A 12,754-nucleotide genomic window follows, 5' to 3' on the forward strand; every position below is an offset into this window, starting at 1 on the left:
TTGCAAGCATACCCTGACGAGCACAGAGAGCTCCCACAAGAGAAAGCGCCTCCGCTTCCTCAGGACCTGAGGGAAACGGTGGGACAGCAGTGCTGGCAAACAGCCCTTTGAGGGCTCACCAACAGGGTTCAGGGTCTGAAGGCCGCTCGAACCGCACTGCCGGAATGGCCCGGTTCCACACCTGCCAGCTCAATGCCGGAATAATGCTGGCAAAGTGGACGAACGTCGCTGCTACACTCACGCTGAACAATAATTCTGCATTCCTGCTGTACGCGGGTCTGCAGTGTCCGAGCCTCCTTATCGCTCAGCCCGTCCTGCTGATAATTCAGGGTTTCAGCGACACAGTTGTCGACGATTTTAGTCAGCGCAACACTCTCCCCCTGGGCGGCACCGCCCATGGACAAGAACCCCACCACTGCAACAAACATTAACCGGCGCATAGGCACTCCCTGTGCTTTCACTCATCCTGATTGTTCTGAACCGTGCCTGGAGTCCCTCTCCGGACGACCCCCCGCGACCAAGCCCTCGTTCCTGCCATGGACCCTTCCCTGGCGCCCCGAACCTGATCGCCAGATAATACTAGTCAATCTCCTCCCCAATCGTTGTACGCCATTTCTTACATCACGTAGGACTTCGACTGTTCAGACACCCTGCTCACCATTCGTCGGTTATTCAGATTGACAGGAAACACAATGCCTTAGGTTGTTTAATTGGGCATTTGTACCGTTGGTCAGGTTTTGAGATTCTGCAGGTAAACTGACAAGGCATGGGCAGGGAGCTTCGCTTGCAAGCAAGCTCCCACAAAAAAAACGATATGCCGTGATTAGTCGGTTTGTTCGGAGGGGTTCATGCGGCGCTTGCGCGCCTCTTCTTCCTCGAAGGCGGCCTTGATCTCCGCCAGCACGTCGTCCACGTCCGCTTCATGGGTATCTTCTTCGGCATCGCCACTGAGCTCCACATGGGGATGCAGTTCGCCGCCTTCGTAGAGATCCCAGATTTCCTTGGCGTAATTCGTCTCAGCCAGCTCCGGGGCGAACAGGGAGTAGTAACGACGCATGTTGTTCACGTCGCGCTCGAGCATGGCGCGGGCGTTGTTGTTGGCAGCGGCATCCACCGCCTGGGGCAGGTCGATAATCACCGGGCCGTCTTCATCCACCAGCACATTGAATTCGGACAGATCGCCGTGGATCAGGCCGGCGCACAGCATGCGCACGATGTAGCGGATCATCAGGCGGTGATCTTCGCGGGCCTGTTCGGCCTCCATAACCACTTCGCCGAGACGCGGCGCCACATCACCATGCTCATCAGTGACCAGCTCCATCAGCAGCACGCCTTCCAACATGCCGTAGGTACGTGGCACCCGCACGCCCGCATCGGCAAGGCGACGCAGGGCCTCCACCTCGGCGCTCTGCCAGACTTTTTCCTGCTGCTCGCGGCCGAATTTGGAACCCTTTTCCATGGCACGGGCACGGCGGGAGTTTCTTACCTTGCGGCCTTCCTGATACTGGGCGGCCTTCTTGAAGCTACGCTGCATGGCTTCCTTGTAGACCTTGGCACAACGCACCTCATCCCCACAACGCACCACAAAGACGTCCGCTTCCTTACCGCTCATCAGGCGGCTGAGGACTTCGTCGACAAGACCATCGTCGACCAGGGGCTGGAGGCGTTTTGGGGTTTTCATGGGCTCCTTGGTTACCGTTAATGTGATTGAGCTTTGGCCCGGTTGTCACCGCAATCCCCTCAAATGGGGTATGACAGCGTTTACGTGCCCAATGATACTGGTTCACCCTCATTCGCCAAGAGTATCTGATCCATGAGTAAACTTTTGAAGATTTTCGCCCTGGCGCCGCTGGCTGGATTGGGCCTGTTTGCCGGCAGTCACGCCCTCGCTGATGAGCCTCTCAGCTACCATCTGGAAACCGCGCTGGAAGATGGATATTACGGCTATGCAGCCCGTACACCAGAGAATTATCGCTTTGTAATGGTCAAGGAGGGGGAGCCCATCCTTTATTACCCGAAGAACAGCGGCAGAACCTCCTGCCCCCCCAACTCGGGCAGCAGCACCTTTTTCTTCAGTCTGGGGAATAATGGCACGTTGCTGCGAGTGAAACAGGGCAGCGCCTACTCCAGGGCCGGCCTCTTCCAGAAAAACATGGCCACCCGCAAGGGCATTGAGGCAGCCGCCGGCAAGGTAAGGCTAGACCAGCATTATCCCTGCCGTGGCCAGGTGATTCGCGACTGATCCTTGCCGCTCAGGCACTTCAAGGCCTGTAGAGGGCTTGCACCGGCAAAGACAGCCTGTCCGGATGGCGCGGGGTGGCTGTGGCGAAGTGCTGGTAGATTTCCTGCAGATCCGCCTCCATGTCATCGGAGGGATAAATCACCACCGGGAAGGTGAAGGTCTTTTTCTGGTAATCGGCCAGGGCCAGGATGATCGGCACGTTGGCGCGCTTGGCGATGTGATAGAAACCCAGCTTCCATTCCTCCGCATTACTGCGGGTCCCCTCCGGGGTGACGGCAATCAGTAGCCGGTCGCGCTTCTTGAACTGGGCTACTGTCTGGGTCACTACACCGCCGGCGCGGGCCCGCTCGATGGGCATGGCGCCGAGCTTGCGCAACAGCCAGCCCAGCGGCCCCTTGAACAGGCTGTGCTTGATCATGATGTTCACGTCTTTCTGCAGGGCAGACCGGCTGACCAGGGCAATGACCCCATCCCAGTTGGAGGTATGCGGACCACCGGCAATCACGGCACGATCAATATCCGGGAAGGGACCGGCCTTCCAGCCGGTCAGTCGCAACAGCGTCTGAGCGATGATCTGGGCCAATGGTCTGCGGCCCGCGGCGTTCTCTGATGCCTGCATGATTTCCCCTATGCAAAGGGGTGGCAGTGTACCGGCCAGACAGACGTTACGCATTGGGGGAAAGTGTTGCCGGAAATTGCCGTCCGAGGCGGGGTCATATCCCGGCGCTGGACAACCGCTCCCGCATCATGCTGTAGCTCAGCCCCCAGATGCAGTACTCCTGATAATGACAACACGGGAACGTCAACGTCCCCAGCGGGGTAGCAATTGGCAATCGGGATTGATGGACCGGGTCGGCAAGATACGCCATTGGAATCCACACCCCCCGGCGGGCTTCGTGGTTAAGGGTGAGAGTGTCATCACCCTGCCATGTGAATACGTGAGGGGTTACCACCATGGGGCGCCAACGGCTGTGGTGGCGGGTTAACAGATCGGAAAGCCTGCCCTGATAGGCACCAGCACGGTAAAGGTCCAGCCCGGTTTCCTCCAGGGTTTCACGCATGGCGGTATCCCTGCTGGATTGGTCACCCTGCTGCAAGCGCCCGCCCGGAAAGGCCATGTCTCCAGACCAGGGATCGCCCTTGCGCCTGGCGCGCTGAATGAAGAACAGCTCCCGGCCGTCGCGACCCTCACGCTCAATCAGCGCCACCGCGGCGCGGGTGACGCGACGCCGGAAGGGCAGCTTCTGCGGCCGCGCTTTACTTAACCAGGCACGAAGGGACAAGGGCATTTCCTGTGGGTGTTCATGATAAGCCTATCAGCCAGGCAGCCAACACCGGCAACCCTAACGGGCCATAAAAATGACGCCTGCCAGCAGCAGCCCCAGCAGGGCCACCCCCATATTCACGGCGATACCCCAGCGGGCCGCATAGCCATCCGGAAAGTCTGAGGGCTTGAGCGTCGCCAGCAGCCTGCTGTACTGGCGCGAGGCGAACACCGCCACGCCTGCCCCGATCAGGATGAACAACAGCCCGACCATCACGGTAACCCATTGGGACAGGGGCGCCGGGGGCTCAGGGGACAACATCCGCATCAACATGCCGGAACGCTCAACCAGAAAACCGAACGCAATCAGGGCGATACTGGTGCGATTCCAGGCCAGCAGCGTGCGCTCGGCGGCAAACAGGACTCGCGGATCTTTTTCTTCTGACATGGGCTTTCCTTTGTTGTCCTCCTCCAGAATAGCGAAGCTCGGGGCTCTCCACATCCTGCCAGACGTTACCGACCATCTGAATTATCACGATTTCGATGGACAGACTGGTCGAATCCCTATAACTTGCGCGTCAGCTAAAAGATCGCGCTTGAATCACGACTCCATTTCGTTGTTGTATAACTCGTCCTGCAGTTCCGAAGTCCAAGTTCCCGTTTTTCAGCTACACCCGCCCTCTGGGCAAAACTTCATTTTACAGGATAGTGTTATGTCTACTGTTAAAGGCACCGTTAAGTGGTTCAACGAAGCAAAAGGTTTTGGTTTCCTGGAGCAGGAAAACGGCCCGGACGTTTTCGCTCACTTCAGCGCCATTCAAGGCTCTGGCTTCAAAACCCTGGCCGAAGGTCAGGCTGTTGAGTTCACCGTGACTCAGGGCCCGAAAGGCCCGCAGGCTGAGAACATCGTTGCTCTGTAAACGATAGTTCCAGTAAAAAAGGCGCCTCATGGCGCCTTTTTTGTGCCTGCTGCAAGCCTCAAGCTACAAGCTACAACGCGAAACAGGGCTTCCCGTAACGCCAAGCCCTGCCCCACTGCTGTCCCACAGTTTGTATCTGCTTGACTGAGTTCTGCAGGGGCTGACATTCCGGCAGGGTCTTTCGTGATATGAAGACATGAATTGGCGGCGAGCCCATTTTCAGATGTCGCCCCCCAGCCTCCGTAGATTCTTCCTGGGTAGGGGCTTGCTTGTAGGCGAAGACGTGTTCGCAAGGGCGGAATTCGCTTGCAAGCAAGCTCCCACAAAGGAAGGAACTCCTGTCCCAAAGGGGGGGGCGGCTAAAAATGTGGCACAGCAGTGAGCCGTGCCCGCGCTTTGTCGTCCTGCCTTGAAAACCTTCGTTCAGCAAGCTGAATCTCCCACAAGGGACGCCAGCCCCGGAAGCCGGATAGCTGTTTTGCAGGAGAGGCAACATGTTGGGCGAAAACAGCCCACGAATCGCGGGCACGGCCAGCCCGGAAAACGACTCACCTCTTTCGCGTTGTAGCTTGTAGCTTGCGGCTTGTAGCTCGCCTCTCGGGGCTGGGCTACGGCGCCTTTGGCATGGGTCTCTCCAGGGTGAAGGCCCCTCGCAGCTCACCCGCCTGATAACCCCTTGCCTGATCTTGCGGGTAGCGATCCTCCAGTGCCTGTACCACCGGGGCTGAAAGTGCTCTGCCGTGGCAAGCCAGGCAGGGCCCTTCCACCATGATCGCCTTCATATAGCGTTGCACCGGTTGGCCATCAAGGTTTTCTGTGTGCAGTACTTCCAGCGAACCCGGCTCGACCCCGGCGTCCAGTTGCTTCTGGAACCACAGCAACTGTTCTCGCTCCCAGGCATCCGGCGTATTGGCCGGATTACGCACCTTCAGGCTGGTACGCGCCACGGTCCAGGGGCCCTGCTCGCTGACCTGATCGGTAATCGGCATGGCGGACAGGTTGCACACCTCAATGGCGGCCAGCGGCCCACCTTCTTTCATGGCAGACATCAGAGCCTGCTTCAACGCGCCCCCCAGCGCCATGCTGGCCTGGCGTGCCCCCGCCTGGTCAGATTGCGCATCAGCAACCGCCAGTCCCGCTGTGAGCACCAGTGCCAGTCCAGTCAACAGAGTCCGTTTCATCACATGCTCCTTTCATTGTCAGCTGGCCGGTCCACTGAGGCCGCCGGCGTCAATTTGCTGTTAAGGGTCGGCGATAGAATTTATATATCGCAACGATATAAGCATATATCTTGAAGATATATGGTGCGCATTTTAGTCTTTCCCTGCAAGCCCACTGACACCACTACTTCCCGCAAGGAGAACGACTCATGGAAACCCCCGCACAGCAAACCGCCGGCCTGCCGCGCATCAACGAACCCGCACCGGATTTTCAGGTTTTGACCACTGACGGCGAGAAATGCCTGGCCGATTACCGTGGCAAATGGCTGGTACTGTTCTCTCACCCCGCCGACTTCACCCCGGTCTGCACCACCGAATTCATGGCCTTTGCCCAGGCAGCCCCGGAATTTGCCAAGCTCAACTGCGAACTGCTTGGTCTGTCCATCGACAGCATCCACTCGCACATTGCTTGGATGCGCAATATCAAGCAGAACTTCGGCGTGGAAATCCCCTTCCCCATCATCGAAGACCTGAAGATGGAGGTGGCCAATGCTTATGGCATGATCCATCCAGGGGCTGCCGACACGTCTGCGGTGCGCGCTACCTTTATCATCGACCCCAACGGGATCCTGCGTGCCATGGTCTACTACCCGATGAGCAATGGACGTTCCATTCCGGAATTTCTGCGCCTGGTGAAAGCCATGCAGACCAGCGATGAAAACGGCATCGCGACGCCGGAAGGCTGGCAGCCCGGCGACAAGGTCATTGTTCCTCCGGCCAAGACCGCCGCTGCCGCCAACGCCCGCGCGGAATCCGGCGACTATGAGTGCAAGGATTTCTACTTCTGCACCAAGACGCTTTAATCCAGAGTAAAAAGCACAGCGCCCTTTCGTGGCGCTGTGTGATTGCTATGACCGTCAAGGAAAATTCCCCATGAAAACTGCCCACGATCTGGTTCAGGAAGCCAAGGCACGGATTCATGAAGTGCCACTGGAAGAAGCCCAGGCAGCCATCAACGATGCGGTGCTGTTGCTGGATGTACGTGAGGGCGACGAATATCACGCCGGCCACATTCCCGGCGCTGTCTCTATTCCCCGCGGCATTCTGGAATTCAAACTCAGCAATGACCCGGCGCTGGATCTTCGCGACCAGCCCATCGTGATTTACTGCAAGACCAGTGGCCGCGCTGCGCTGGCCGCAGCCACCATGAAGGAAATGGGTTATCTGCATGTGCAGTCCATCGAGGGTGGCTTTGATGCCTGGCAGGACGCTGGCAAGCCGGTGGTCACTCCGGACATGCTGGATTTTGAATAGTCTGAAAGCGGGGAGGAAAGTTTCGAGAAGCGAGTTTCGAAGATCAACATTCAAAACCCGTAGAAGGGGGGGCAGGGTTTGCCTTTCGAAACTCGCTTCTTGCAACCCGAAACTCATTCCCTGGCGAGGCTCTCCTGCTCTCCGGACAGCGTTTCTGGAATCCTTACCTCGCTCAGGCTCGGATCGCCTGCAGGCAGGCTCCTACAGTGGGGGCTCTCCCGGCTTTGCGTGAGGCGTGTTGCAACCGCAGAGCGGCCAAAAAAACGGGCCTCAATGAGGCCCGTTTTTGTCTTGCTGATCTACGCTGTGATCAAGGCTTGGCTTCGTAGCACACATCGTGCACACGGAACGCCTTGTTCACGTTGAAGGCGCCGGCATAGGTCAGGCTGACCGAATCAAAGTTTTCCGGGGCGTCCGCCACCAGGAATCGTTGATCGGTGTTGGCACCAATACCCAGCAGATCCACATCAATCAGGCTGCCATCCACAACTCGCTTGGCAACCATGTCGCCATCGTCATAGAAGCGGATGGTGATGAAGTTACCCAGCACTTCGATGTTCAGCAGCGGCGAGGTGGTATCGGTCACCACAAAACCCACCTTGCTGGCATTCAGGTTCTGGGCTTCGTCCTTGGCATCCGCAGCCACATAGGCACCACCTTTGAATACGGCTGCACCGATGTTCAACTGGGCAAACGTTGCGCCATTTTCATCGATGGTGTGCTCCGGGTTGTCCACACTACAGGCCAAACAGATACCGAATTCGCCAAAGCCGCCCAGGCCATCGCCGTTGGCGTCATGGGTTGCGCTGGTCAGCGGCGTGAAGGCGTTGTCGGCACCACAGCTGAAGCCGTCGTCGTCACAGACATCACCTTTGCCATCGCCGTCGCTATCCTTCTGGTCACCGTTAGGCACGTTCGGGCAGTTGTCCACGTCATCGTTGTGGCCATCGTTGTCTTCATCGCCTGCCGGCTCACTGCCACCATCGGTGTCACACAGATCACCGGTCATGTCGCCATCGGAATCCAGCTGGTCACCATTGGCAATCAGCGGGCAGTTATCTTCATCGTTGTTGACGCCATCGCCATCGCGGTCGCCGTCACAGATATCACCCTGTCCGTCCAGGTCCGCATCCAGCTGATCCGGGTTGGGCATGTTCAGGCAGTTGTCTTCCTCATCAGCAACGCCGTCGCCGTCCGCATCCCCTTCGCAGGCATCCCCCACGCCATTCAGGTCTTCATCAGCCTGATCCGCATTGGCCGTGAAAGGACAGTTGTCGCTGTCATTGTCCACACCGTCATTGTCGCCGTCGGCATCACAGGCATCGCCTGCACCATCAGCGTCCACGTCGTGCTGTTCCGGGTTGGCAACAAACGGGCAGTTGTCCACGCCATCATCAACACCGTCCTGATCCGAGTCGGTATCCATATCGCAGGCATCACCCAGACCATCCAGATCCGCATCCGCCTGGTCAGCATTGGCTACCAGTGGACAGTTGTCGGTGCTGTCATCAACCTCATCGCCGTCACGATCATCGTCGCAGACATCGCCCACACCATCGCCATCCGCATCGTCCTGCATGGCATTGGCCATCTCCGGACAGTTGTCATCGATATCGGCAACCCCGTCTCCATCCTGGTCCACGTTACGGGACTGCGGATTCGGATTCTGCACCACATCAACGCCGCTGCTTCCCCCGTCCGCTTCACAGCCTGCCAGCAGCATGGCTGCAAACATGGCCAGCATGACTATCTTGATTTGATCCCTCATTTTCTTACCTCCATAACCCGAAATTCGACACGACGATTCATGGCTCGCCCAGAAGCTGTTTCATTACTCGCCACGGGATCCAGTTCCCCATAACCGCGCGCGGTAAGACGATCACCCGCTACACCATTATCAATCAGCATCTGGCGCACTGATTCGGCTCGCGCCTGGGACAGCTGCTGGTTGTACTCGGCAGAGCCCATGCTGTCGGTGTGGCCGGTGATTTCGATGCTGAAATTGGTCTGCGCATTGAGCGCTTTGGCAACACGCTCCAGTACAGGCCGCGTAGAGGCGGTCACCTGGTCCGAGTTCACTTCGAAGCCGATATTGTGGAAAGTGATGGTCTGATCCGTCAGCAGACAGCCCTTGCCATCCACTTCACCGCCTTTCAGCGTATCCGGACATTCATCCCGGCTATCCGGAATGCCGTCCCCATCGCTGTCCGGTTCCTGAACCATGACTTCACGGGTCTCGTAGACAACTTTCTCAACCACCTTCTCCACTTCGCGCACCTTGGTGTAGCCAAGCGGAATTTCCAGACCCAGGGAGAAACGCAGGTCGTTGAAGCCGCCATCCCCCTTAGTGTTGTTGAAGCTGGTGCCGTCGTAGTCGTCATACATATAGCGCGCTTCGGCACGGAGCTTGACCCCGTTATCAAAAATCGGCGCGGTGATCACACCCAGGCCCACATTGGCATGCAGGGTGTAATCGTCATCATCATCGGGCACCACATCGTTGCGGATCAGACCCACGGCCCCGACCACGAAGGGGGTAAACGACAGCCGGTCACCGAAGGCGTACATCAGGCCGGTGGTCAGCGCGCCCTGGTAAAAATCGGACATGAATTCTTCACCGGAATCGAGACCATAGGCCGCAAATTCCGTTTCCCACCACCATTGCTCGGCGACCTCACGGCCATAGGCCACACCGCCACCCAGGCCCTTGCTGCCCAGCTCACGCTCTTCGTCCAGCTCCACGTAATGGAACATGGGGCTGAAATACTGCCGGGGGTCGGCTTCCTCAACGGTGACTCCGGCAAACGCCGGAAGACTGCAGGCACCAACACAACACGACAGGAAAGGGACTAGCTTGCGTCCGTTCATACTTCCCCCTAAAAAATTGAGTGCAACGAAATGCGGTGCAATTTGAGCCGAAGCGGCTGCGAGATAAAATCCGCCTAAAGTACCAATGTTCACACCGGAGTGACGCAAACTTACAGCCGGGACACATTTATCGGATAAACGCCTTGTTTTTATTGGCCTGACCGCACAGGGAGCGGCTTGGGCAAACTCCTCCAGATTGTCAGACAACAGCCTTAAAAAAGCGCAAAACTGTGCACAATGGCTCACATAAACAGTATTCCTACTGCTATACAGCTACGCTGATTGGCGTAAGACAAAGACGCTCATCTACGCCAATAGGAGGACAGACAAATCAAGCCATAGCCATTTTGTATCGGATCGTGTCAGTCGATCCCTCAATGGCAGAGTCTGCGACCGGTCTTAGCAGCCGCTCGCAGCAAGCCTGTCTCGCCAGCTGCAATGCGGGGAGTCCACACGGGAGGAACGACGGAATGGAGGAGGGGTAAGGGATGCGTCAAATCCGGCAATGCTGACGGACCGTAATGAGCACAGGAACTACGCTGTGACCACCCTGCTCGCCAGGGCAGTAAAAGCGGGAGCGCCCGGTGCGCCCCCGCCCGTTGACCGCTAAACGTGACCGGGCTTGTGCATCAGGAACCGTGACAGCGCGGGGATCAAGATCAGGGCACCGATCATGTTCCACAGGAACATGAAGGTCAGCAGAATGCCCATGTCTGCCTGGAACTTGATGGGTGAGAATACCCAGGTGCACACCCCTGCCGCCAGGGTCAGGCCAATCAGCCCGACGATCTTGCCGGTAAAGCGCAACGCCTTGGCATAGGCCACCGCCAGCGAATCTCCATTGCGCTGGTTGGCCAGCTGGATGCTCAGCAGGTAGAGAGCATAATCCACACCGATGCCCACGCCTAACGCGATTACCGGCAGTGTGGCTACCTTGATGCCGATACCCAACACCACCATGAGTGCCTCGCACAACATGGACGTAATGATCAGCGGCACCAGCGCCACGACCACGGCCCGCCAGCTGCGGAAGTTGATCAGGCACAGCAGCCCCACCGCCAGATACACCAGCAGCAGCATCCAGTAGTTGGCCTTTTCCACCACGATGTTGGTGGCGGCATCAATCCCGGACGAGCCCGCTGCCAGCAAGAACTCCACCTCCTCGCGGTTGTGGTTGTCGGCGAACTCCTCGGTAACGTCCACCACCCGCGACAATGTCTCGGCCTTGTGATCGGTCAGGAACGCAATCAGGGCACCGGAGCTTCTGTCTTCGGTCACCAGCTCGGGGTTGGAAACACCGATCTGGTTGAGGGTGTCGGTAATCACCGCCGGATCCCGGTTGATGGAAGCCCATTTCAGGTTCCCTTCGAAGAACCCGGGGGTGATACGGCGAATCAGGCTGGCCGCGGCCACGGTGGTCTGCACCCCGGGGGTGGCACGCAGCAGTTCTTCCAGCCGGTCCTGCTCCATGAGGGTTTCATAGCTGCCCATGCCGCCTTCTTTGCTGCGCATCATCACCACAAACAGGTCGCTGGATAGACCGAAGTTCTCGGTGATGAAGGCATTGTCCTGGTTGTAGCGGGAGTCCGTTCTCAACTCGGGAGCGCCGGCGTCCAGGTCACCGATACTGATGTCTGTGCGCACCACCATGGCCACCACAAACAGGCCAGCGAAGAACACGATGGCCAGCATGGCCGGCTTCGGCTCGGTGAATTTTTCCAACAAATGGAACAGCGGGTGGCGACTGGATTGCGCAGAAAGACTGCGCTCGGCGCCGGTCTTGCTCACACCGGTATAGGACAGCATCACTGGCAGCAATACCAGGTTGGTGAAGACCAGAATGAAGATACCGATACTCAGGCTGATGACCATGTCACGGATCACCGGAATATCGATGATCGCCAGCACCGCAAAGCCCACCGCATCTGCCAGCAACGCAGTCAGGCCGGCGGCAAACAGACGGCGGAAGGTATAGCGGGCCGCCACATAACGATGGGTGCCACGACCGATATCTTCCATGATGCCGTTCATCTTTTGCACGCCATGGGACACCCCGATGGCAAACACCAGGAACGGCACCAGAATGGAATAGGGATCCGCCACGAATCCCAGCAACTGCATGCTGCCCAGTTGCCAGCTCACCGCCACCAAAGAACACAGCAGCACCAGCAAGGTACTTTTTGCACAGCGGGTATAGAGAAAGATGATCGCCACAGTGATCAACGCCGCAATCAGAAAGAACAGCGCCACTTCGGTGAGACCGTCAATCAGGTCCCCGACCAGCTTGGCAAACCCGATGATATGGATGCTGACGTTGTCGTCTTCCAGGCTGCGAACTTCCTTTTCCAAGGCATGGGAAAAGGCCGCATAATCCATGGGCTCACCGGTATGCGGGTCGGTCTGCAGCAGGGGCACCACGATCAATGATGAGCGCTGATCGCCGGCCACCAGGGAACCGACGATGCCCGAGCGCATGACGTTATAGCGAAGTTTCTTCAGGCTTTCCGGCGAGCCGTCATAATCATCGGGCATGACCGGGCCGCCCACAAACCCGTACTCACTGATCTCTGTCCACCGTACCAGGGGGGTCCATAGCGAACGCATGAACGAGCGGTCCACGCCATCGAGCAGAAAGATGCGATCATTGATCTCACGCAGTCGTTCCAGATATTCCGGGTCGTATATGTCGCCGTCACGGTGATGCACCGCAATGCGCACGGAATCCCCCAACCCTCTTAACTCATCACTCATTTCCAGGTAGTTCTGGATATAGGGATGGCTGTGGGGGATCATTCTTTCAAAGCTGGCATTGATCGGTAATTTCAGCGCATTGAAGGCCAGAAACCCGGTGAGCAATGCACAGAAAATCATGATGGCCAGGCGGTGATTGAAGATCACCCTTTCCAGAAAATTGCCTGAATTTTTGTCAAAATCTTCGAGCTGCCGGATCACCGGCATGCCATCGTTATGGGATGGTGTCGCCATG

13 protein-coding genes are annotated in these 12,754 nt (G+C 57.7%); 4 read left to right on the top strand and 9 right to left on the bottom strand.

Features of this window, described 5'->3' with window-relative positions; translation table 11 throughout:
* Window positions 1-128: 128 nt before the first annotated feature.
* Both HF945_RS14780 and HF945_RS14785 read right to left on the bottom strand, forming a co-directional pair.
* A complete protein-coding gene (locus HF945_RS14780; protein ID WP_290523330.1) occupies window positions 129-440 on the bottom strand; it encodes a hypothetical protein in 312 nt (103 codons plus the stop codon).
* Between the two features lie 383 nt (window positions 441-823).
* A complete protein-coding gene (locus HF945_RS14785; RefSeq protein ID WP_290523331.1) occupies window positions 824-1,681 on the bottom strand; it encodes a PA4780 family RIO1-like protein kinase in 858 nt (285 codons plus the stop codon).
* Between the two features lie 132 nt (window positions 1,682-1,813).
* Between HF945_RS14785 and HF945_RS14790 the strand changes: the two genes are divergently transcribed.
* On the top strand, window positions 1,814-2,242 hold the full coding sequence (locus HF945_RS14790; protein WP_290523332.1) for a hypothetical protein: 429 nt from the start codon (window positions 1,814-1,816) through the stop codon (window positions 2,240-2,242).
* Between the two features lie 19 nt (window positions 2,243-2,261).
* Here the strand turns inward: HF945_RS14790 and HF945_RS14795 are convergent, their stop codons facing one another.
* The 3 genes from HF945_RS14795 to HF945_RS14805 form a co-directional block, all read right to left on the bottom strand.
* Window positions 2,262-2,861: a lysophospholipid acyltransferase family protein gene (locus tag HF945_RS14795; RefSeq protein ID WP_290523333.1), complete on the bottom strand. Its 600-nt coding sequence runs from the start codon at window positions 2,859-2,861 to the stop codon at window positions 2,262-2,264.
* Window positions 2,862-2,955: 94 nt separating this feature from the next.
* Window positions 2,956-3,525 (bottom strand): CoA pyrophosphatase, encoded by a 570-nt coding sequence (locus HF945_RS14800; RefSeq protein ID WP_290523334.1) that lies wholly within the window; start codon window positions 3,523-3,525, stop codon window positions 2,956-2,958.
* A 60-nt stretch (window positions 3,526-3,585) separates the two neighbouring features.
* On the bottom strand, window positions 3,586-3,954 hold the full coding sequence (locus HF945_RS14805; protein WP_290523335.1) for a DUF202 domain-containing protein: 369 nt from the start codon (window positions 3,952-3,954) through the stop codon (window positions 3,586-3,588).
* A gap of 265 nt (window positions 3,955-4,219) precedes the next feature.
* On the opposite strand from HF945_RS14805, the gene HF945_RS14810 reads away from it, so the two are divergent.
* Window positions 4,220-4,426, top strand: a complete 207-nt coding sequence (locus HF945_RS14810; protein WP_035235160.1) for a cold-shock protein — start codon at window positions 4,220-4,222, stop codon at window positions 4,424-4,426.
* A gap of 608 nt (window positions 4,427-5,034) precedes the next feature.
* Here the strand turns inward: HF945_RS14810 and HF945_RS14815 are convergent.
* On the bottom strand, window positions 5,035-5,607 hold the full coding sequence (locus HF945_RS14815; RefSeq protein WP_290523336.1) for a DUF3365 domain-containing protein: 573 nt from the start codon (window positions 5,605-5,607) through the stop codon (window positions 5,035-5,037).
* A 188-nt stretch (window positions 5,608-5,795) separates the two neighbouring features.
* Between HF945_RS14815 and HF945_RS14820 the strand changes: the two genes are divergently transcribed.
* Window positions 5,796-6,449, top strand: coding sequence for a peroxiredoxin (locus HF945_RS14820; RefSeq protein WP_290523337.1), 654 nt, complete (start codon window positions 5,796-5,798; stop codon window positions 6,447-6,449).
* 70 nt (window positions 6,450-6,519) lie between these two features.
* Window positions 6,520-6,900 (top strand): rhodanese-like domain-containing protein, encoded by a 381-nt coding sequence (locus HF945_RS14825; protein WP_290523338.1) that lies wholly within the window; start codon window positions 6,520-6,522, stop codon window positions 6,898-6,900.
* A 310-nt stretch (window positions 6,901-7,210) separates the two neighbouring features.
* Here HF945_RS14825 and HF945_RS14830 read toward each other — a convergent pair whose 3' ends face one another.
* From HF945_RS14830 to HF945_RS14840, 3 genes are all read right to left on the bottom strand, one after another.
* Window positions 7,211-8,668 carry a thrombospondin type 3 repeat-containing protein gene (locus HF945_RS14830; protein ID WP_290523339.1) on the bottom strand — a complete coding sequence of 486 codons (1,458 nt, stop codon included), beginning with the start codon at window positions 8,666-8,668 and terminating at the stop codon, window positions 7,211-7,213.
* A complete protein-coding gene (locus HF945_RS14835; protein ID WP_290523340.1) occupies window positions 8,665-9,768 on the bottom strand; it encodes an OmpA family protein in 1,104 nt (367 codons plus the stop codon). The genes HF945_RS14830 and HF945_RS14835 overlap by 4 nt, the downstream gene beginning before the upstream one ends.
* A 606-nt stretch (window positions 9,769-10,374) precedes the next feature.
* Complete coding sequence (locus tag HF945_RS14840; protein ID WP_290523341.1) at window positions 10,375-12,753, bottom strand: MMPL family transporter; 2,379 nt, start codon at window positions 12,751-12,753, stop codon at window positions 10,375-10,377.
* Window position 12,754 lies beyond the last annotated feature (1 nt).

The sequence above is a fragment of the Alcanivorax sp. genome (genome assembly GCF_017794965.1).
In the GTDB taxonomy this organism is placed as follows: Bacteria; Pseudomonadota; Gammaproteobacteria; order Pseudomonadales; family Alcanivoracaceae; genus Alcanivorax.

Bases quoted from the DNA above. Each gene is read 5' to 3' on its own strand.
- HF945_RS14780 (WP_290523330.1), bottom strand. From the start codon at position 440: ATGCGCCGGTTAATGTTTGTTGCAGTGGTGGGGTTCTTGTCCATGGGC.
- HF945_RS14785 (WP_290523331.1), bottom strand. From the start codon at position 1,681: ATGAAAACCCCAAAACGCCTCCAGCCCCTGGTCGACGATGGTCTTGTC.
- HF945_RS14790 (WP_290523332.1), top strand. From the start codon at position 1,814: ATGAGTAAACTTTTGAAGATTTTCGCCCTGGCGCCGCTGGCTGGATTG.
- HF945_RS14795 (WP_290523333.1), bottom strand. From the start codon at position 2,861: ATGCAGGCATCAGAGAACGCCGCGGGCCGCAGACCATTGGCCCAGATC.
- HF945_RS14805 (WP_290523335.1), bottom strand. From the start codon at position 3,954: ATGTCAGAAGAAAAAGATCCGCGAGTCCTGTTTGCCGCCGAGCGCACG.
- HF945_RS14810 (WP_035235160.1), top strand. From the start codon at position 4,220: ATGTCTACTGTTAAAGGCACCGTTAAGTGGTTCAACGAAGCAAAAGGT.
- HF945_RS14815 (WP_290523336.1), bottom strand. From the start codon at position 5,607: ATGAAACGGACTCTGTTGACTGGACTGGCACTGGTGCTCACAGCGGGA.
- HF945_RS14820 (WP_290523337.1), top strand. From the start codon at position 5,796: ATGGAAACCCCCGCACAGCAAACCGCCGGCCTGCCGCGCATCAACGAA.
- HF945_RS14825 (WP_290523338.1), top strand. From the start codon at position 6,520: ATGAAAACTGCCCACGATCTGGTTCAGGAAGCCAAGGCACGGATTCAT.
- HF945_RS14830 (WP_290523339.1), bottom strand. From the start codon at position 8,668: ATGAGGGATCAAATCAAGATAGTCATGCTGGCCATGTTTGCAGCCATG.
- HF945_RS14835 (WP_290523340.1), bottom strand. From the start codon at position 9,768: ATGAACGGACGCAAGCTAGTCCCTTTCCTGTCGTGTTGTGTTGGTGCC.
- HF945_RS14840 (WP_290523341.1), bottom strand. From the start codon at position 12,753: ATGGCGACACCATCCCATAACGATGGCATGCCGGTGATCCGGCAGCTC.